At 73.8% G+C, this 18,516-nt stretch carries 19 protein-coding genes and 1 riboswitch; of the genes, 6 read left to right on the top strand and 13 right to left on the bottom strand.

What is annotated here, in order from left to right; translation table 11 throughout:
- Positions 1-13 precede the first annotated feature (13 nt).
- The 11 genes from ACFY4B_RS40110 to ACFY4B_RS40060 all read right to left on the bottom strand — a co-directional run bounded on the left by ACFY4B_RS40110 (position 14) and on the right by ACFY4B_RS40060 (position 9,736).
- On the bottom strand, positions 14-1,000 hold the full coding sequence (locus ACFY4B_RS40110) for an NAD-dependent epimerase/dehydratase family protein (RefSeq protein WP_387976324.1): 987 nt from the start codon (positions 998-1,000) through the stop codon (positions 14-16).
- A gap of 125 nt (positions 1,001-1,125) precedes the next feature.
- Positions 1,126-2,172 (bottom strand): hemolysin family protein, encoded by a 1,047-nt coding sequence (locus ACFY4B_RS40105; RefSeq protein ID WP_049651345.1) that lies wholly within the window; start codon positions 2,170-2,172, stop codon positions 1,126-1,128.
- On the bottom strand, positions 2,169-3,512 hold the full coding sequence (locus tag ACFY4B_RS40100; RefSeq protein ID WP_049651344.1) for a hemolysin family protein: 1,344 nt from the start codon (positions 3,510-3,512) through the stop codon (positions 2,169-2,171). Before ACFY4B_RS40100 ends, ACFY4B_RS40105 begins: the two co-directional genes overlap by 4 nt.
- Positions 3,513-3,796: 284 nt before the next feature.
- Complete coding sequence (locus ACFY4B_RS40095; protein ID WP_049651343.1) at positions 3,797-4,237, bottom strand: PH domain-containing protein; 441 nt, start codon at positions 4,235-4,237, stop codon at positions 3,797-3,799.
- Positions 4,238-4,345: 108 nt separating this feature from the next.
- A complete protein-coding gene (hisG, locus tag ACFY4B_RS40090) occupies positions 4,346-5,194 on the bottom strand; it encodes an ATP phosphoribosyltransferase (protein WP_049651342.1) in 849 nt (282 codons plus the stop codon).
- A 57-nt stretch (positions 5,195-5,251) separates the two neighbouring features.
- Positions 5,252-5,524, bottom strand: a complete 273-nt coding sequence (locus ACFY4B_RS40085; RefSeq protein WP_049651341.1) for a phosphoribosyl-ATP diphosphatase — start codon at positions 5,522-5,524, stop codon at positions 5,252-5,254.
- Between the two features lie 112 nt (positions 5,525-5,636).
- Positions 5,637-6,110, bottom strand: coding sequence for a 6,7-dimethyl-8-ribityllumazine synthase (gene ribH, locus ACFY4B_RS40080; protein WP_049651340.1), 474 nt, complete (start codon positions 6,108-6,110; stop codon positions 5,637-5,639).
- Between the two features lie 48 nt (positions 6,111-6,158).
- Positions 6,159-7,430: a bifunctional 3,4-dihydroxy-2-butanone-4-phosphate synthase/GTP cyclohydrolase II gene (locus tag ACFY4B_RS40075; protein WP_387976387.1), complete on the bottom strand. Its 1,272-nt coding sequence runs from the start codon at positions 7,428-7,430 to the stop codon at positions 6,159-6,161.
- Positions 7,431-7,435: 5 nt separating this feature from the next.
- Positions 7,436-8,083: a nicotinamide mononucleotide transporter family protein gene (locus ACFY4B_RS40070; protein WP_049651339.1), complete on the bottom strand. Its 648-nt coding sequence runs from the start codon at positions 8,081-8,083 to the stop codon at positions 7,436-7,438.
- Positions 8,080-8,835 (bottom strand): riboflavin synthase, encoded by a 756-nt coding sequence (locus tag ACFY4B_RS40065; RefSeq protein ID WP_387976321.1) that lies wholly within the window; start codon positions 8,833-8,835, stop codon positions 8,080-8,082. Before ACFY4B_RS40065 ends, ACFY4B_RS40070 begins: the two co-directional genes overlap by 4 nt.
- A 223-nt stretch (positions 8,836-9,058) precedes the next feature.
- A riboswitch (FMN riboswitch) is annotated at positions 9,059-9,186 on the bottom strand.
- 202 nt (positions 9,187-9,388) lie between these two features.
- Positions 9,389-9,736, bottom strand: coding sequence for an antibiotic biosynthesis monooxygenase (locus tag ACFY4B_RS40060; protein ID WP_049651338.1), 348 nt, complete (start codon positions 9,734-9,736; stop codon positions 9,389-9,391).
- A gap of 195 nt (positions 9,737-9,931) precedes the next feature.
- Between ACFY4B_RS40060 and ACFY4B_RS40055 the strand changes: the two genes are divergently transcribed.
- Positions 9,932-10,636, top strand: a complete 705-nt coding sequence (locus tag ACFY4B_RS40055) for an MSMEG_1061 family FMN-dependent PPOX-type flavoprotein (RefSeq protein WP_079272680.1) — start codon at positions 9,932-9,934, stop codon at positions 10,634-10,636.
- A 178-nt stretch (positions 10,637-10,814) separates the two neighbouring features.
- Here the strand turns inward: ACFY4B_RS40055 and ACFY4B_RS40050 are convergent, their stop codons facing one another.
- Complete coding sequence (locus tag ACFY4B_RS40050; RefSeq protein ID WP_049651337.1) at positions 10,815-11,003, bottom strand: DUF1508 domain-containing protein; 189 nt, start codon at positions 11,001-11,003, stop codon at positions 10,815-10,817.
- Between the two features lie 183 nt (positions 11,004-11,186).
- Here ACFY4B_RS40050 and ACFY4B_RS40045 point away from each other — a divergent pair, with 183 nt between their 5' ends.
- From ACFY4B_RS40045 to ACFY4B_RS40030, 4 genes are all read left to right on the top strand, one after another.
- Complete coding sequence (locus ACFY4B_RS40045) at positions 11,187-11,600, top strand: HIT family protein (RefSeq protein WP_074005165.1); 414 nt, start codon at positions 11,187-11,189, stop codon at positions 11,598-11,600.
- 179 nt (positions 11,601-11,779) lie between these two features.
- Positions 11,780-12,844: a serine hydrolase domain-containing protein gene (locus ACFY4B_RS40040; RefSeq protein ID WP_387976316.1), complete on the top strand. Its 1,065-nt coding sequence runs from the start codon at positions 11,780-11,782 to the stop codon at positions 12,842-12,844.
- Positions 12,845-13,469: 625 nt separating this feature from the next.
- Positions 13,470-14,102: a hypothetical protein gene (locus tag ACFY4B_RS40035; RefSeq protein WP_387976314.1), complete on the top strand. Its 633-nt coding sequence runs from the start codon at positions 13,470-13,472 to the stop codon at positions 14,100-14,102.
- A 149-nt stretch (positions 14,103-14,251) separates the two neighbouring features.
- Entirely contained in the window at positions 14,252-15,442 is a 1,191-nt protein-coding gene (locus ACFY4B_RS40030; RefSeq protein WP_387976311.1) for an alpha/beta hydrolase family protein, read from the top strand.
- A 106-nt stretch (positions 15,443-15,548) separates the two neighbouring features.
- On the opposite strand, the gene ACFY4B_RS40025 is transcribed toward ACFY4B_RS40030, so the two are convergent.
- Entirely contained in the window at positions 15,549-16,094 is a 546-nt protein-coding gene (locus ACFY4B_RS40025; RefSeq protein ID WP_117486978.1) for a helix-turn-helix domain-containing protein, read from the bottom strand.
- 122 nt (positions 16,095-16,216) lie between these two features.
- Between ACFY4B_RS40025 and ACFY4B_RS40020 the strand changes: the two genes are divergently transcribed.
- Positions 16,217-17,680, top strand: coding sequence for an MFS transporter (locus ACFY4B_RS40020; RefSeq protein WP_387976307.1), 1,464 nt, complete (start codon positions 16,217-16,219; stop codon positions 17,678-17,680).
- Positions 17,681-18,516 lie beyond the last annotated feature (836 nt).

The raw sequence follows: 18,516 nt of genomic DNA, 5'->3' as shown, positions 1-18,516 counted from the left end.
ACCGGCCCCCTGCTCAGCCCCTGAGGAGCGCGGCCTCCCGCTCCCGGTCCAGCCCGACCCTGACCCGGTCGCTCCGCTGCGGCGCGCTGCCGCCGATGGACCGCAGCCAGGCCCAGGTGGACTCGACGGTCTCGGCGACCGGGCGGCAGCGCAGCCCGGCACCGAGCGCGCGCTCGACCGAGCCGGTGTGCAGGAAGTCGTACAGCTCGCCGGGCCCCAGCCAGATCGGCAGCTCGGTCCACGGCTCGACGCCCGCCGCGAGGATCCGCTCCGGGTCCGTCCAGCGCAGTTCGGCGTCCGAGCCGGTGGCCCGTACGCAGGCCTCCAGCAGCTCGCCCATGGTGGCGTGGCCGGACGGGCCGACCAGGTTGTACGGGCCGCCGAGCCGGGCCGCCGAGGCGTCCAGGAGCCAGGCCGCGAGGTCGCGCACGTCGATGTACTGGAGGGCCAGGTCGCGCGGCCCGGGGGCGAGCACCGGGCCGCCCTCGGCGATCCGGTTGAGCCACCAGGGCAGCCGGCCGATGTCCTCGTGCGGGCCGATGATCAGCCCGGCCCGGGCGAGCAGCGCCCGCCCACCGAACTCCGCCTCCAGCGCCAGCTCCGCGCCGCGCTTGGCCTCGGCGTAGGGCACCTCGCCGGTGAGGTCCGGGGAGGAGACGACCACCGGCGCGGCCTCGCCGGCCCCGGCCGCCAGCGGGTGGTCGTACACCGACCGGCTGGAGACGTAGGCGAAGTGGCCGACCCGGCCGTTCAGGAGGCGGGCGCTGTCGCGCACCGCCGCGGGGGCCCAGGACCAGGTGTCCACCACCGCGTCCCACTCCCCCGTGCCGAGCGCCGCGAGGCCGTCCGGCGCGGTGCGGTCGCCCGTCAGCACCCGGACGCCCCCGGGCGCGGGCCGCGTGCCGCGGTTGAGGGCCGTCACCTCCCAGCCCCTGGCCAGCGCCTCCTCGGCGACGACCCGTCCGACGAACCCGGTTCCACCCAGCAGGAGAAGTCTCATGCCGGCCACCCTGCTACCAGGGTGGCCGGCATGGGAACGGGTGCATGCTCAGGGCAGAATCGCCAGGAGCGGACACGCCGTCGGCGAAAGCCGGAACTCTCCGGGGAGGCGCCGGCCGACGGACGTCAGGCCGTGGCGCGGTGGTCCGGGTCGTGCATCTCGCCGACCAGCTCCTCCAGCACGTCCTCCAGCATGACCACGCCGAGCGTGCGCCCGTCCTGGTCCAGCACGGCGGCCAGGTGGCAGGTGGCCCGGCGCATCGCGCCGAGGGCGTCGTCCAGCGGGAGGCTGCCGCGCAGCACCGTGATCGGCCGCCACAGGCGGGCCGGGACGGGTGCCGAGGGGTCGTCCACGTCGAGGATGTCCTTGAGGTGGACGTAGCCGAGGTAGCCGTGGCCGGCCGGGTCGCCGTCGGTGACCGGGAAGCGCGAGAAGCCGGTGCGCAGCGCCAGCTCCTCGACCTCGGCGGCGGTCGCCTTGGTGTCCACGGTGACCAGCTGCTCGGGCTTGAGCAGCACCTCGGTGACCGGGCGGCGGCCCAGCTCCAGGGCGTCCTCCAGGCGCTCCTGGCGGCTCTCGTCGAGCAGCCCGGCGTCCCGGGAGTCCGCCAGCAGGTACATCAGCTGCTCGGTGGTGAAGACCGACTCGACCTCGTCCTTGGCGTCCACCCGGAACAGCTTCAGGATGCCGTTGGCGGACGCGTTCAGCGCCCGGATCACCGGGGCGAGCCAGCGGGCCAGCCGGTCCAGCGGCGGGCCGAGCCAGAGCGCGGCCTTCTCCGGGCCGGCCATGGCCATGTTCTTCGGCACCATCTCGCCGAACACCATGTGCAGGAAGACCACGAGGGCGAGCGAGATGCCGAACGAGAGCGGGTGCATCAGGCCGGACGGGACGCCGATCGCGTGGAACGGGCCCTCCAGCAGGGAGGCGATGGTCGGCTCGGCGAGGGCGCCGAGGCCCAGCGAGCAGACCGTGATGCCGAGCTGGGCGGCGGCCAGCATCGCCGAGACGTTGGACAGCGCGTGCAGCACGGTGCGGGCGCGCTTGTGCCCGGCCTCGGCGAGCGGCTCGATCTGGCTGCGGCGCACCGACACCACGGCGAACTCGGCGCCGACGAAGAAGGCGTTGCCGAGCAGGAGCAGCAGCGCGACGGCCAGTTGCAGGGCGGTCATCGGCCCTCCTCCCGGTCCTCGTCGAAGCGCGCGGGCGCGGTGGTGCGCTCCACCCGGACCTCGGTGGTGCGGTGGCGGTCGACACCGGTCACGGTGAACCGCCAGCCGGGCAGCTCGGCCTGCTCGCCCACCTCGGGGAGCTTGCCGAGCAGGTCGGCGACCAGGCCGGCCAGGGTCTCGTACGGACCGTCCGGGGCGTTCAGGCCGATCCGCTCCAGCTGGTCGATCCGGGCGCGGCCGTCGGCCTCCCAGACCGGCAGGCCGTTGACCGGCGGCAGCGGGAACAGCTCGGGGTGGTCGTCGGGGTCGTGCTCGTCCTGCACCTCGCCGACGATCTCCTCGACGATGTCCTCGACGGTGACGACGCCGGCGGTGCCGCCGTACTCGTCGACCACGATGGCCATCGGCTGGAGGCGGCGCAGCTGGTCGAGCAGCCGCTCGGCGGGCAGCGTCTCGGGCACCAGCAGCGGCGGCGAGGCCAGCTCGGCGACCCGCACCAGGCCGCGCCGGGCGGCCGGGACGGCCAGGGCGTCCTTGAGCGTGACGATGCCGGTGACCTCGTCCAGGCTGTCGGTGTGCACTGGGAAGCGGGACAGGCCGGTGGCCCGGGTCAGGTTGATGACGTCGGAGGCGGTGGCGTCGCGCTGGAGCGCGGCCACGTCGACGCGCGGGGTCATCACGGACTCGGCGGTCAGCTCGCTCAGCGCGAGGGTGCGGACGAACAGGGTCGCCGACTCCTCGTCTATCGCGCCGGCCTTGGCCGAGTGACGGGCCAGCGAGACCAGCTCGTCGGGGGTGCGGGCGTGCCCCAGCTCCTCCTGCGGCTCGACGCCGAAGGCCCGTACGGTCCGGTCGGCGGTGCCGTTGAGGAAGCTGATCAGCGGGCGGCAGACCCGGGAGAAGGCCATGTGCGGGGCGGCGACCGCGCGGGCCACCTGGAGCGGGCGGGAGATCGCCCAGTTCTTCGGCACCAGCTCGCCGATCACCATCTGGACGACGGTGGCCAGCACCATGCCGACGATCACGGAGACGCCGCGGGCGGCCGAGTCGGGCACGCCGATGCCGGTCATGACGGGTGCGAGCAGGGTCGACAGGGCCGGCTCGGCGAGCATGCCGACCACCAGCGAGGTGACGGTGATGCCGAGCTGGGCGCCGGAGAGCTCGAAGGAGAGGTGCCGCAGGGCCCCGGCGACGCGGCGGGACTTGGCGTCGCCCGTCTCCGCGGAGCGTTCCACCTCACCGCGCTCGACGGTCACGAAGGCGAACTCGGCAGCCACGAAGAGGCCGTTGGCGAGGATCAGGAGAACGGCTGCGAGCAACAGCAGCCAGGCGGTGATCACAGTGCCGCCTGCCTTCCGGGGAGCGGAAGCGAGGCGGCGCAGGTACTACCGGACGGATCGTCCATCGAGGGGGAGTGTCACTCCTCTGGTCGGGTTCGGGCACTCGATTTTCGGGCAGGGCGAACTTTGCCCTGCTTTTACCAGCGTAGACCATACCCGGATGGGCGTAGGAAGCCCGTTCGGCCCGCCGGGGGCGGGGAACCCCAGGTGGGGGGACGTCCGCCCGGGTGCGGGCCGGGGCGCGGGCTCAGGCCCGGTGCAGGCCTTCGGGCCCGGGAGCGGGCTCAGGCCTGGGCGTGGTGCTCGACCAGGTCGCGCAGCGCCCGGGCGTCCGCGATCGCCTGGTCCTTGCCGACGCCGGACTGGATGCCGACCGCGGCGAGCGAGGTGCCGTCGGCGAGGTCGAGGGTGGCCCACGGGTCGCCCTGGCGGAAGTTGACCCGGACGATCTCGGCCCAGGCCAGCCGGCGGCGGCGGACGAAGTTGACCACCGTCACGCCCTCCGCGTCGGCGCTCACCTTGGGGCGGGCCAGCATCAGGCCGACGCCGGCGAACAGCAGGCCGCTGGCCGTCATCATGATCCGGTCGTTGAGCTGCCAGTTCTCCGGGAGCAGCACGGCCATCGCGGAGAACAGCACCACCATCAGCACGCAGACCGGCAGCAGTACGGCGCGGGTGCGGCGCGGAGCCCAGGTGACGGGGAACTGGACGGACGGCGTGGACACGTGGGTTCTCCGGGGGTGGTTCTGGGGGCGGCAGCACGGCGGGGCGGGGACGCCGACCGGCGTCCCCGCCCCATTGAACCGTTCTTTACCCGCGCTCGGGCGGGCGGGTCAGAGGCGGCAGGCGTGGATGTTGGTGACCAGGATGGCCCGGGCGCCGATGCCCCAGAGGTCGTCCATGATCTGCTGGGCCTCCTTGCGGAGCACCATCGACCGCACCGCGACCCAGCCCTCGGTGTGCAGCGGCGAGACGGTCGGCGACTCCAGGCCCGGGGTGAGCGCGACGGCCGCGCCGACCTTCTCGGCGCGGATGTCGTAGTCCATCAGCACGTAGCGGCGGGCCACCAGCACGCCCTGGAGGCGGCGCAGGAACTGCTCCACCCGGGTGTCCTCTCCCGCGCCCTTGGGCCGGATCACCACGGAGTCGGAGACCAGGATCGGCTCGCCGAACACCTCCAGGCCGGCGTTGCGCAGGCTGGTGCCGGTCTCCACCACGTCGGCGATCACGTCGGCGACGCCCAGCTGCACCGCGGTCTCGACCGCGCCGTCCAGCTTGGTGACCGTCGCCTTCACGCCGTGGTCGGCCAGGTGCTGCTCGACCAGGCCGGTGTACGAGGTGGCGATCCGCAGGCCCTCCAGGCCCTTGACGTCCTCGACGTCCACGCCCTCGGGGCGCGCGAAGCGGAAGGTCGACCCGGCGAAGCCGAGGGCGAGCACCTCCTCGGCGTTGGAGTGCGAGTCCAGCAGCAGGTCGCGGCCGGTGATCCCGACGTCGAGGCGGCCGGAGCCCACGTACACCGCGATGTCGCGCGGGCGGAGGAAGAAGAACTCCACCTCGTTGTTCGGGTCGACGAGGACGAGCTCCTTGGGGTCCTTCCGCTGGCGGTAGCCGGCCTCATGGAGCATCTCCGCCGCGGGACCCGAGAGCGAACCCTTGTTGGGGACGGCGATGCGCAGCATGGGAGGTTGCTTCCTTACCTGTTCGGAGGATGGGGGTGCTCGGGAGAGCGGGGGTGTCTAGAGGTACTTGTAGACGTCGTCGAGCGTCAGTCCGCGGGCGATCATCATCACCTGGAGGTGGTAGAGGAGCTGCGAGATCTCCTCCGCCGTCTGCTCGTCCGTCTGGAACTCGGCGGCCATCCAGACCTCGGCGGCCTCCTCGACGACCTTCTTGCCGATCGCATGGACGCCCTGCTGGACGAGCTGCGCGGTACGGGAGGACGAGGGGTCGCCGGTGGCGGCCTTCTGCTGGAGCTCGGCGTAGAGCTCCTCGAATGTCTTCGAAGCCATGATGGGGCCACCTTACGGCGTGCGGGCGGACGGACGGTAAACGGTCCCGGAGCGTGGACAGTCGGGTGGACGTCCGCGCTCCGGGACCGGACGGACCGGGTGCGGCCCCGTGTCAGAGCGCGGCGCGCAGCGCCACGACGGTGGCGACGGCGGCGGTGACGGCCTCGTGGCCCTTGTCCTCGGCGGAGCCGGGCAGGCCGGCGCGGTCGATCGCCTGCTCCTCGTTGTCGCAGGTCAGCACGCCGAAGCCGACCGGGACGCCGGTGTCCACGCTGACCTGGGTGAGGCCGCTGGTGGCCGCCTGGCAGACGTAGTCGAAGTGCGGGGTCCCGCCGCGGATCACCACGCCGAGGGCCACCACGGCGTCGTAGCCGCGCTCGGCGAGGCGCTTGGCGGCGACCGGCAGCTCGAAGGTGCCGGGCACCCGCAGCACGGTCGGCTCGGCGACGCCCAGCTCCTTGAGCGCGCGGTGCGCGCCGTCCAGCAGGCCGTTCATCACCGTGTCGTGCCACTGGGCGGCGACGACGGCGACCTTGAGGCCGGCGGCGCCGTCGATGGTCAGCTCGGGGGCTCCGTGACCGCTCATGTTCTCTTCCGTTCTCTGGTGTCGTCGCTGGTTCTGAGGTGTGCGGCTTCAGGAGCCGAGGCCGGGCAGGTCGTGGCCCATCCGGTCGCGCTTGGTGCGCAGGTAGCGCAGGTTGTGCTCGCCGGGCGCGATCTCGACCGCTTCGCGCCCCTTGACCTTGAGCCCGTGCTCGGTGAGCGCGGTCAGCTTCTGCGGGTTGTTGGTGAGCAGGGTGAGCGAGCGGACGCCGAGGTCCACCAGCATCTGGGCCGCGATGCTGTAGTCGCGGGCGTCGGCGGGCAGGCCGAGGTCCAGGTTGGCGTCGACGGTGTCCCGCCCCCGCTCCTGCAGCTCGTACGCGCGCAGCTTGTGGGCCAGGCCGATCCCCCGCCCCTCGTGGCCGCGCAGGTACAGCACCACGCCGCGCCCGGCCTCGGCGACCCGCCGCAGCGAGGCCTCCAGCTGCGGGCCGCAGTCGCAGCGCAGCGAGCCGAAGACGTCACCGGTCAGGCACTCGGAGTGGACCCGCACCAGGACGTCCTCGCCGTCCGGCAGCCGCCCCTCCGCGTCCAGGCCGCCGGCCACCAGCGCGAGGTGCTCGACGCCGTCGATGGTCCCCCGGTAACCGACGGCGGTGAACTCCCCGTGCACGGTGGGCAGGCCGGTCGCGGCGGCCCGGTCGACGTGCAGCTCGGTACGGCGGCGGTAGGCGATCAGGTCCTCGATGGAGATGATCGCCAGGCCGTGCTCGCGGGCGAAGGCGACCAGCTCGGGCAGCCGGGCCATGGTGCCGTCGTCGTTGACCACCTCGGCGATCGCGCCGGCCGGCGGCAGCCCGGCGAGCCGGGCCAGGTCGACGGCGGCCTCGGTGTGGCCGGGGCGGACCAGCACGCCGCCCTCGACGGCGCGCAGCGGGAAGACGTGCCCGGGGCGGGTGAGGTCGCCGGGCTCGGTGCCGGGCGAGGAGAGCAGCCGTACGGTGCGGGCGCGGTCGGCGGCGGAGATGCCGGTGTCGACCCCCTCCCGGGCGTCCACCGAGACGGTGTACGCGGTGCCCTTGCGGTCCTCGTTCACCTGGGTCATCGGCGGGAGCTTGAGGCGGTCCAGCTCCTCGCCGGTCATCGGGGCGCAGATCACGCCGGAGCTGTAGCGGACGGTGAAGGCCATCAGCTCGGCGGTCGCGGCGGACGCGGCGAAGACGATGTCGCCCTCGTTCTCACGGTCCTCGTCGTCGACCACGACCACGGCGCGGCCGAGCGCGATGTCGGCGATCGCCCGCTCGACCGGGTCGAGGACGAGCTCGGGGTCGGCGGCACCGCTGGTGGACTGGTTCTCGGTCATCTCGGTCATACCGTGGCTCCCTGCGGGACGGTGGCGGACTTGGCGCGCGGCTCACGGGTGCTCAGCCACCAGGACCGCAGGCCGAGCAGCACCAGGACGAAGTAGACGGAGTAGGTGAGGCCGGAGAAGGTGTAGCCGCTGTTGAAGGCGAACGGCACGCCGACCGCGTCGACCGCGATCCAGGCGAACCAGAACTCCACCCAGCCGCGGGCCTGGGCGACCATCGCGGCCAGCGTGCCGACGAAGACGTAGGCGTCCGACCAGGGGCTCCAGGACAGGCTGGGGTAGGACGTGAACAGCAGGGCGAGCGCGACCGTGCCGGCCGCCGTACCCGCCGCCAGCGCGATCCGCTCGCGCCAACTCGCGAACCGTACGGCGATCGTGCCGCCCTCGCGGCGGCCCCGCTGCCACTGCGCCCAGCCCCAGGCGGCGGTGACGATCACGATCAGCTGCTTGCCGATCAGGCCGGGGACGTGGCCGCCGAGGTAGGCCGCGATCAGCACCGCGCCGGACAGCAGCTGGACCGGCCAGCTCCAGACCGAGCGGCGCCAGCCGAGCGCGAGCCCGCCGAGGCCGAGGATGTTGCCGAACATGTCGGCCCACTTGACGTGTTCGCCGAGGACGGTGAACGCCTCGCCGCTGAGCCAGCTCACTCGGACTCCCCCGGGGTTCCGTCGACCGGCAGGCCGGACGGGGTGGACGGGCTGGAAAGGTCGGACGGGTGGGGCGGGTTGGAAAGGTTCGGCAGGTTCGGCAGGTTCGGGAAGTCGGGCAGGGTGCGGGACTCCAGGAGGCGCTCGACGTACTTCGCGAGCACGTCCACCTCCAGGTTGACGCCCTCCCCGACGGCCTTGGCGCCGAGCGTGGTCAGCGCGAGGGTGGTGGGGATGAGACTGACGGTGAAGCTGTCCGCAGCCGCCTCCACCACGGTCAGGCTGACGCCGTCGACCGTGATCGAGCCCTTCTCCACCAGGTAGCGGGAGATCGTGTCGGGCAGCGAGAACCGCAGCACCTCCCAGCGCAGCTCGCCCGCCGCGTCGCGCTCGCCCGGCTCGCGGCTCAACAGCCGCCCGGTGGCGTCGACATGGCCCTGGACGAGGTGGCCGCCCAGCCGGGCGCCGAGCGCCATGGCGCGCTCCAGATTGACCCGCGAGCCGGGCGCCAGCTCGCCGAGGCTGGAGCGGTGCAGCGTCTCGGCCATCACGTCGGCGCTGAACTCACCGGTGCCGGCGGCCAGTTCCGCCGGGCTGTCGACAACGGTCAGGCACACGCCGTTGACCGCGATGGAGTCGCCGTGCCGGGCACCCGTACAGACCACCGGGCCGCGCAGGCGGATCCGCGAGGAGTCGCCGATCTCCTCGATCGACACGACCTCGCCGAGCTCTTCGATGATGCCGGTGAACACCCGGGTTCTCCTCGCGCTTGGGGCGCGGACTCCGGGGCGGCATGGGAGATGACACGGACGGGCACCGGCGCACGGACCCGGGACACACCCGTCGCCGGGGATGCCGAGGCCACCGGGAGATCGCTCGCCCGGCACGGGAGACACCGCTCCCGTCGTTCACCTGACCGGGGCCCGGGAGGCAGTCTCCTGCCACTGGACCCACGGGTACTGCTCTTCGTCCGCCCGCGCACGCCTCCCATCCGGACTTTAACCGTCGGTCCAGGAATTTCACCTGGTCAACCGGCCGCTGGCTGCGGACGGGTCGCGGACTGTAACCGCCGGTTCGGATTTTCACCGACCCCGGAGTGCGCTGAACGTCACTGCTTGATGCCGTCATTGTGCCACGGTCGGCGCAAGGGCAGGGAGGGCCTCCGGCTGTGGTCTGTTTCACGGGCTTGCGGGGAATGCGCGGCGGGGTGCTACCGCGGCTCCGCCGGGGGGCGAGCGTACGTTGGAGGGCCATGTGCGCGGGGGTGCGCGTGTTCGGCGGGCCATGCGCTCGGAGGACCGCGGCTCAGAGGGCCGCGGGGGCGGTGATCGACGTGAAGTGGGTGACCTCCGGCGGGTGGGCGAGGTAGCTCAGCTCGCCCTCCGACCAGACCGGCCGGATCCGCCACATCGGCCCCGCGTACCCGCGCAGCGCCTCCTCGTCGCGCCAGCGGCTCAGCACCAGCACCCGGTGCCCGTCCTCGGACACCGAGCGCAGCAGCTCGCCGCCGAGGCAGCCGTCGGTCCGCCCGAGCTGCGGGATCACCTGGGCGGCCAGGTGCGCGCAGAACTCCTCGATGCGACCGGCCGAGACCTGCCCGGCCCAGATCCTGACGATCACGACCACCACCTCCGGCTGCGGCTGGCGTCCCACGCCCGGGCATCCCTCGCCCGGGCGCGCTGACCACTGACCCGGCGGTCCCCGCCCGGCGAGCCCCGAGCCAGTGGTCCCTGGCCCCCATTATGAGCGGAAAGCCGCTGGTGGGGAGGGGTGGAGCCGGAATTTCACGGAGGGTTGCCAGGGCCCGGGGAACGGGGTGCGCCGAGCAGCCTCGGCTACATTCCCGGTATGACGACCACACCGGAATCTGTCGTTTCGTCAACCACCGCAACCACCGCGCCGAACCGGCCGGGCAGCCTGTTCGACGCCCTCCACGCGGGCGCGCTCAGCGATCCCGCCCAGCTGCGCGAGATCTACGAGCAGCCCGGCGACCAGGCGCGCCGCAAGCAGGTCGACCACCTGCACGAGGTCGCCCAGCGCCTGATCGCCTGCTCCCCGCTGGTCTTCGTGGCCAGCGCGGACGCCGCCGGGCGCTGCGACGTCTCCCCGCGCGGCGGGCCGGCCGGGCTGGTCTCGGTGCTCGACGAGTACACCCTGGCCATTCCGGACGCCACCGGCAACAAGCGCTTGGACACCCTGCACAACATCCTGGAGACCGGCCGGGTCGGGCTGCTCTTCGTCGTCCCCGGCCGGGACGCCACCCTGCGGGTCAACGGGCGGGCCTGCGTCTCGACCGACCCGGAGCTGCTGCGGCAGCTAACCGCCGTCGGCAAGCCGCCGCGCAGCGCCATCGTGGTCGCCGTCGAGGAGGTGTACGGGCACTGCCCGAAGGCCTTCCTGCGCTCCTCGGCGTGGAAGCCGGAGAACTGGCTCGCCAAGGACGAGCAGCCGAGCTCGGCGGAGGTCACGCTCTCGCACCTGCGGGACGAGTCGCTGACCGTGGAGATGATCGAGCAAATCGAGCGGGAGGCGCTGCTGTACCGGTACGAGTGAGGCAGCGGGGACTTCTCCGCTCGGGGTCCCCGTCTCGCTGTGAGTGTCCGGCGGTCGGTTTGGCGGGTGCCCGGCGAGGTGCCCGGCGAGGTGCCCGGCGAGGTGCCCGGCGGCCGGCCCGGTGGGTCGGGCGCCGGGCCGCGTGCCCGGTCGGTCTCGGGGCTCCGCTGCCCCGGGCTCAGGCCGCCTTGGGAAGGTCCACCACGGGCGCGCCGTCGGCGGCCCGCTGGACCGCCTCGACGCCCTTGTGGGCCGCGTCCTTGCTGGCGTAGCCCTGGCCGGTGGCGACGATCTCGCCGTTGCCCGCCTTGAGCCGGAATCGGTACTTACCGCCGGCGTCCTGATAGACCTCGAACTTGCCCGACATCGGGGCCACCTCCTCGCGGGGCCTCCTCGTGGAGCGCTCGATGCGCCCGCTGTCCGGCCCCCGGCGCCACCGTGCACCCGGCACCGCCCAGGCCGCACCCGGGCGGCGGCCGGACGGGTGATGCCGGGCCCACCGGGGTTTGCGGAGGTGCAGGGGCGGCCGGCCGGTGGTTTGAATGGACGGATGGACTGCGTCTTCTGTGCGGTGGTGGCGGGCGAGGAGCCGGCGCACCGGGTGCTGGACGACGAGGTGGCGGTGGCCTTCCTGGACCGCCGGCCGCTGTTCCCCGGGCACGTCCTGGTCGTGCCGCGCGCCCACCACCCGACGCTGGCCGACCTGCCCGCCGCCGAGGTCGGGCCGTTCTTCCTGCGGGTGCAGCGGGTGGCGGGGGCCGTCGAGCGCGGGCTGGGCGCGGCGGGCAGTTTCGTGGCGGCGAACAACCGGATCAGCCAGTCGGTGCCGCACCTGCACGTCCACGTGGTGCCGCGCAATCCGAAGGACGGGCTGCGCGGGTTCTTCTGGCCTCGGCGGCGGTATCCGGACGAGGCGGGGGCGGCGGAGGTCGCGGCCCGGCTGCGGGAGGCACTGGAGGAGTGACGGGGGCGGGGCTCCGGCTCCGCGCCCTGCCGTGGGGATCGCGCGGGGGGGGTCGGCTGGGGGTCGGCGGAGGTCGACTGGGGGCCGATTGGGGTCGTACCTCCGCAGGAGCATCGGCGGGGTCGATATCGTTTTCCGGGCGGACGATCCGGCCGAACGGGGCGCCTAGGCTCGCGAGCATGAACGAACTCGCCTGCCTCGTGCAGCAGACGGCCGACCGGCTCGCGGGCCGACACGTCGGCGCGGTGGTCGCCGGGCTGGCCGGCGACGACGTGGAGATCCGGGGCGCCGGGCGGACCGGTCCGGGCGGTGGGGTACCAGGACCGCAGACACTGTTCGACATAGGCTCCGTCACCAAGGTGTTCACCTCGCTCGTGCTCGCACGGCTCGCGCTCGACGGCGCGGTCCGGCTGGACGAGCCGCTCGCCGAGGTGCTCACGGGAGCCTCGGGCGGTCGGGCCGTCGTCCCGGCCAGGGGCGCGCAGCCGATCACCCTGCGGCACCTCGCCACTCACACCTCGGGGCTCCCCCGGCTGCCCCGGGGCATGCTGGCGCAGTCGCTGCTGTCCCCCAACAAGCCCGATCCGTACGCCGGTTGCACCGCCGAGCGGGTGCTCGACGGGCTCGCGCGGACGCGGTTGCGGACCGCGCCCGGGCGCGGCTTCCGCTACTCCAACCTCGGCGCGGGGCTGCTCGGCCTGGCCCTCGCGCAGCGGTCCGGCGTCGGGTACGAGGAGTTGGTGGCGCGCGAGGTCTGCGCACCGCTGGGCCTGGTGGACACCTGCGTGCGATCGGACGAGGAGCAGTCCGCGCGGCTGGCGCACGGGCACACGCCGGGCGGCCGGCCGGTGCCGCACTGGAGCTTCGGGGCCGTGCCCGGCATGGGCGGGCTCCGGTCGACCGCCGCCGACCTGGTGGTGTTCCTGCGGGCCCAACTCGCCGCCGGGCGCGAGCCGGAGGCGCCGCTGTCAGCCGCGATCGCCCTCACCCGGGAGACCCGCCACCGGGTCAACCCCTTCGCCTGGACGCACCTGGGCTGGCTCGGGCACCGGCTGCACACCCAGCAGGGCGGGCACCTCCAGATCTGGCACAACGGGGGCACCGGCGGGTTCCGTTCGTTCGTGGCCTTCGACCCGGAGAAGCGGGTCGGCGCCGTGGTGCTGGCCAACACCCGCCGGTCGGTCGATCCGGCGGGCACGGCGCTGCTGCGCGGGCTGCAGAACGGGTTCGCGGCGACGGGGTGAGGGTGGTGGCGGGGGTTCCGGCGGCGACGGGGGTTCCGGCGGCGACGGCGGGGGATTTCCGTCGGAATGTGCCGATCGGCACTGTCGGCGGGCGCGGTGAGGAGTCGATCCTGGGCATCCGATGGTTGCGGCCCTCCTGAGGGGTTGCCGCGGAGCGGAGGGAGCTCGGTATGACGGTGGTGCGGGCCGCCCGGGCGGGCGTTGCGGCCCCGCCCAGGGGCACCTGGGCCGTTCGTCCCCACCCCCGTGGCGGGCGGCTGCGGCCGGGGCGCGATGATGGCGGGGTCTAACCAGGCCAAAAGGTGCTGATTGGCACTGTCGCCGGGGGCGGCGCGCGGTCGATGCTGGGGTTCTGGAAGTCGCGGTTCCGTTTGGGGAGCCCTCCGACTGAGCCGAGTGAAAGGGGGCCGACGTGGCGGTGACGTGGTCGCCGACGCGGGTGCGGTCGGCGGGTGCGACCGGTTCTGCCGACCTGGCCGCTTCTGCCGGTGCGGCCGGCGTGGCTGGTGCGGCCGGCGTGGCCGATGTGGCCGGCGCTGCCGGTCGACTGGGCCCGGTGCTGCGGGTGCACAGACGGTTCCGGCCTCTGTCCTGGCCGGCGCGGGTGTGGTTGCACGCCTGCGGGGTGGCCGTCTCCGTGGTGGTCTGTCTGGCGCTCGGCGAGTGGTGGCCCGCGCCCGTACTGGCCGCCGCCGCGGTGGTGGCGGTGAGCGGGTACGAGCGGCTGCGGCCCACACCCGGGCTGCGCTCCGTACGGGTCCACGAGGGCGGGCTGGTGCTGGTCTCGGCCGGCGGCGGCGAGGAGCCGCTGCCCTGGCGCGCGATGGAGGCCACCGAGTACTCCCCGGGAGGGCCGCACGGGGAGTACGAGCACGGGCGAATATGGCCGGCGGGCGCGGACGAGCCGCTGGTGCTGGCGCACCTGGGCGGGCTGGGCAGGCTGTTCCGGGAGCTGGAGGAGCGCCTCTCCCCCGGGCTCCGGGCCGCCCTGCACGAGACGCTGCGCGCGGAAGGAAGCGTCCGCTTCGTCCGGGGGCGACTGACGGTGACGGCCGGCGGGCTGGTGCACCGGCCACCGCACCCGCTCGCCGCGACGGAGGCCTACCGGTGGCCGGAGGTGCACTCGGCCCGGGCCTCCGCCCTCGGCGAGCTGGAGGTCCGGACGCACTCGGCCGGTCTCCCGCTCACCTTCCCGGTGCCCAACGCCCGTGCGGCCGCAGGCTTCCTGGAGGACCTCCGGGCGGCCTCCACCGGCTGACGGCCCGCCCTGGCCGAGCAGCCCCGGTGCAGGTCCGCACAGGTCCGCCCAGGCCCGTCCCCTAGGGGGCCCCACAGCTCCTTCCGGAAGGGATCAGTACGCCGCTGAGTGGACGTCAGTTCCGTGGCGGGCGGCCTACGGTCGCTGACATGAGCCGACTCCGTACGACCGCCGCCGCTGCGGCCCTGCTGCTCGCGCTGCCGCTGTCCGTCGCCGCCGCCGCGCCGGCCCTGGCGGCCGCGCCCGCCAGCTCCGCCACCGCTCCCGCGAACCCGACCACCCGGACCGCCGCCCAGGTCGAACTCCCCCGCCCGACCGGGCCGTACGCGGTCGGGCAGGAGGTCCTGCACCTCGTGGACCAGAACCGTCCGGACCCGTGGGTGCCCGCCGCCGGTCCGCGCCAGCTGATGGTCTCGATGTACTACCCCGCGCACGCCGGGACGGGCACCCCCGCCCCGTACATGACGCCCGCCGCCGCCCGCGCGCTGCTGGACGGGAAGCTGCCGGGCAACACCATCCCGACCGAGGCGGTGTCCGGCACCCGGACGTGGGCGGAGTCCGGGGCCCGCCCCCAGGGCGGCCACTACCCGCTGGTGGTCCTGTCGCCCGGCTTCACCATGCCGCGCGCCACGCTCAGCAGCCTCGCCGAGGACCTGACCAGCCGCGGCTACGTCGTCGCGCTGGTCGACCACACCTACGAGAACACCGGGACCACCTTCCCCGACGGCCGGACGCTCCCCTGCGAGGTGTGCGGGACGCTGAGGACCCAGGAGGCCTGGGAGGCCCTGGACGCGAGCCGGGCGAAGGACGTCTCCTTCGTCATCGACCAGTTGACCGACCGCCCGCACCCGGCCTGGCGCTACGCCCGGCTGATCGACCGCGACCGGATCGCCATGGCCGGACACTCCGCCGGTGGCGCCGCCACCGTCCCGGCCCTGCTCACCGACGACCGGATCCGGGCCGGGGTCGACCTGGACGGCACCATGGACTACCTGGTGCCCGAGTCCGGCATCAAGGGCAAGCCGTACCTGATGATCGGCCACCCACTGCCCGGCGGCGGCGAGGACGAGAGCTGGATCAGGAGCTGGCCCCGGCTGGACGGCTGGAAGCGCTGGCTGACCGTCGACGGCACCGACCACGGCAGCTTCACCGACTTCCCGCTCTTCTTCGACGGGCTCGGCCTCCCCAAGGGCCCGGACACCACCATCGGCAGCCAGCGGGCCGTCGCCCTCACCCGGCAGTACGTCGGGGCGTTCTTCGACCTCCAGCTGAAGGGCGTCCCCCAGCCGCTGCTCGACGGGCCGAGCGCCGCCAACCCGGAGGTGCGGTTCACCCCCTGATGGCCGTCCCCGAATGACAGCGATTTCCGAGTGACAGCGGTTCCCGGGGCGGGGCCGTCGGCAGCGCGCCGGCGGCCCCGTCGGCGTACGGGCGCTCCGCCTACGGTCAGCCGGGCAGCACCGCCGCCGAGGCGATCGGTTCGAGCAGCGGGTGGGGGCGGACCAGGGCGCGGGAGACCGGGTCCTCGCGGTGGCCGCCGGCCCGGGCGGGGTTGGGGCGCATGACGACCGCGGTCGGCGGGACGGGCCCGCCGCCGCAGGCCGGGCAGACGCCGACGAGGTCGAGGTCGGTGCCGCAGACGGCGTGCGCGAAGAGGTGGTACGGACCCCCCTCGGTGGCGTGCCGGCCGCCCCAGCGACTCAACTGGTAGAGCGGGCCCCAGAGTTCGAGCCCGGTACTGGTCAGCAGGTAGCCGTGGCGCAGCGGCGCCCGCTGGTACGGCTCCTTGCGCAGCACCCCGGCCGCGACCAGGGCGTTGAGGCGCGAGGTGAGGACGGCGCGCGGGATGCCGAGGTGGGCGAGGAAGTCGTTGAAGCGCTGCACGCCATAGAACGCGTCGCGCACGATCAGCAGGCTCCAGCGCTCGCCGACAACCTCCAGGGCGCGGGCCAGCGCGCACTCCTGCAGTTCGTAGTCGGTTCCCAGGGCCATGAGCGTCAGCCTAGTCCACCCCTCTAGTGGGTTCAATGAACAGACCAGCAGTGGTAGCGTGCCATTCGAGACGAAGGTTCATTCACCAGACTATGAAGGTCCGGCCCTCGGAGGGAACACCCATGCCCCCCGCACCACCTGGCTCCTCACCCGCCTCCTCCCCCGCCACCCCCACCGCCCCGGGCCCGCGCGTCCGGCCCGGGGCCACGCTGGCGACCACCGCGGCGGCGACCGCCCTGACCACCGTCGCGTACACCGCCCCCACCGCCTCGCTCGCCGCCACCGCCCAGGCCGCCCACCTGGGCGCCTCCGGCCGCACCTGGATCCTCACCAGCACCCTGGTCGGCATCTCGGCGCTGCTGCTCACCGCCGGGAGCGCCGCCGACGACCACGGCCGCAAGCGGGTCTTCACCTTCGGCGTGCTGCTGTTCGCCGCCGCCGAGGCGCTGGCCGCCCTCGCCCCCGGCGGCGCCGTCTACCTGGCCTCTCGGGTACTCCTCGGCGCCGCCTCGGCCGCCGTCCTGGCCCCCGCGCTCGGCCTGATCAGCCACGCCCACCCGCCCGGGCCCGGCCGGATCCGGGCGCTCGGCGTCTGGGGCGCGGCGGTCGGGCTGGGCATCGCGATCGGGCCGGTGTACGGCGCCCTGGTCCAGCAGTGGGCCGGATGGCGCGCGGTCAGCGGCGGGATCGCGGCGGCCGCGGCCGTGGTGGCCGGCTGCGCCGCCGGGGTCCTCACCGAGTCACGGGCCGAACGCCCGCGTGCCCTCGACCCGTACGGGGTGCTCACCCTCGCCGCCGGCACCTCCTGCCTGATCGCCGGACTGGCCGAAGGCCGCGGCGGCTGGGGACAGCCCGCCGTGGTGGCGCTGCTGGCGGGCGGGGCGCTGCTGCTGGCAGCGTTCGCCGTGGTCGAGGCGAAGGTCCGGGAGCCGATGCTGGACCTCGCCCTGTTCCGCAGCCCCGGCTTCATCGCGGCCACCGGCGGGGCGCTGTTCACCGGGCTGGCCCTGGTCGGCTTCATGAGCTACCTGCCCACCCTGCTCCAGGGCGTGCTCGGCCTGTCCGGCCCGGCCGCGGCCGGCGTGCTGGCCCTGTGGTCGGGCCTCTCGGTGGTCTCCGCGCTCCAGGCCCGCCACCTGGCCACCCGCCTGCCCGCCACCGCCCAGGTCGCCCTCGGCCTGCTCGTCTGCGGCACCGGTGAGGCCGCGCTGTACGGGCTCACCCCCGGCTCGTCCTGGCTGCGACTGGCCCCGGGACTCGCCGTCGCGGGCATCGGCAGCGGCATCCTCAACGCGGCGCTCGCCCGGCTCGCGGTCAGCAGCGTCCCCGCGCACCGGGCCGCCATGGGCTCCGGCGCCAACAACACCTCCCGCTACCTGGGTTCGGCCCTCGGCGTGGCCCTCACCGTCACCGTCGCCGGCTCCCCCCACCCCACCGCCCACACCCTCGCCGCAGGCACCGACCGGGCCACCCTCACCGCCGCCGCCCTCTGCCTCCTCGGCGCCCTCCTCGCCCTCGCCGCCCACACCACCGAATCCCGCACCACCCACCCCACACCAGCCTCGGACCCCACCCCCGTCCCGTGATCCGCAGGGACCCCCTCCCACCCCCGCAAGACACCAGAAGTCGGCCAAGCCGACTTCCGCCGCGGCAGCTGAGACGCCTCCCCACCTGTGGCAACACAGGCACCGGTTTTGTCGGCCAACGGTTGAGGTTCTGGACGACTTTCCGTGACCCAGAACCCAAATTGAGCCGCTGCCGATGCCATTTGCCGCAACATGTGGCCTGAAGCAGCGAACCCCGGAGCCGCCAGGGCCGATCCAGGCGCCAGCACCGCGCAACCGGTCCGCCCGAACCACCACCCCAAGGCATACGCGGAAGGCCGCCGGACGACCGCGCCGAGGCCGACGGACAATTCGCGAGCAGACCGGGAGCCCACACACGAAAATCCCACCCTCCAAGCGCACGAGAAGTCGGCTCAATCGACTTCCCACGCACAACCAGTCGGAAGGGCCCGCCCCGGCTCCGCCGACATCAACCGGGGCTCGCCCGCCTGAAGTGCGAGCCGGACACCGGCGAAGCGGGCCCCCCGACCAAACGCCCCGTACTGAATAGCGTCACTGGGCGAGGCGCGAGAAGTCGACCGGGCCGACTTCTCGCGCACACACCGGCTCGGTGCCTGGCGGAGGCCGGAACGACAGGAACCGCGCTCGGGCAGGAAGCACGGAAAGTCGGCTGGATGACTCTGCTGGCGAAGTATTCGATCTAGGTCAGGCTCAGGCCGTCGTTGCGATGCCGTGTTGGGTGCAGAGGGCGGTTTCTAGGGGTCGTCGCAGGCCGGGGCCTCGGACCGCTTGTGAGACGGTGCCCTCGATGCCGGCGCGGGCCCGGTAGGCCTCGCGCCATCGGGGGGTGTCCTGTT

Source organism: Kitasatospora sp. NPDC001261, from assembly GCF_042896795.1.
Lineage (GTDB): Bacteria > Actinomycetota > Actinomycetes > Streptomycetales > Streptomycetaceae > Kitasatospora.
Note: the sequence above shows the minus strand (reverse complement) of the source record. Positions and strands in the feature narration are given on the sequence as shown.

Coding starts and splice junctions, on each gene's coding strand:
- ACFY4B_RS40110 (WP_387976324.1), bottom strand. CDS start 1,000: ATGAGACTTCTCCTGCTGGGTGGAACCGGGTTCGTCGGACGGGTCGTC.
- ACFY4B_RS40105 (WP_049651345.1), bottom strand. CDS start 2,172: ATGACCGCCCTGCAACTGGCCGTCGCGCTGCTGCTCCTGCTCGGCAAC.
- hisG (WP_049651342.1), bottom strand. CDS start 5,194: ATGCTGCGCATCGCCGTCCCCAACAAGGGTTCGCTCTCGGGTCCCGCG.
- ACFY4B_RS40085 (WP_049651341.1), bottom strand. CDS start 5,524: ATGGCTTCGAAGACATTCGAGGAGCTCTACGCCGAGCTCCAGCAGAAG.
- ribH (WP_049651340.1), bottom strand. CDS start 6,110: ATGAGCGGTCACGGAGCCCCCGAGCTGACCATCGACGGCGCCGCCGGC.
- ACFY4B_RS40075 (WP_387976387.1), bottom strand. CDS start 7,430: ATGACCGAGAACCAGTCCACCAGCGGTGCCGCCGACCCCGAGCTCGTC.
- ACFY4B_RS40055 (WP_079272680.1), top strand. CDS start 9,932: ATGACGACCACACCGGAATCTGTCGTTTCGTCAACCACCGCAACCACC.
- ACFY4B_RS40050 (WP_049651337.1), bottom strand. CDS start 11,003: ATGTCGGGCAAGTTCGAGGTCTATCAGGACGCCGGCGGTAAGTACCGA.
- ACFY4B_RS40045 (WP_074005165.1), top strand. CDS start 11,187: ATGGACTGCGTCTTCTGTGCGGTGGTGGCGGGCGAGGAGCCGGCGCAC.
- ACFY4B_RS40040 (WP_387976316.1), top strand. CDS start 11,780: ATGAACGAACTCGCCTGCCTCGTGCAGCAGACGGCCGACCGGCTCGCG.
- ACFY4B_RS40030 (WP_387976311.1), top strand. CDS start 14,252: ATGAGCCGACTCCGTACGACCGCCGCCGCTGCGGCCCTGCTGCTCGCG.
- ACFY4B_RS40025 (WP_117486978.1), bottom strand. CDS start 16,094: ATGGCCCTGGGAACCGACTACGAACTGCAGGAGTGCGCGCTGGCCCGC.
- ACFY4B_RS40020 (WP_387976307.1), top strand. CDS start 16,217: ATGCCCCCCGCACCACCTGGCTCCTCACCCGCCTCCTCCCCCGCCACC.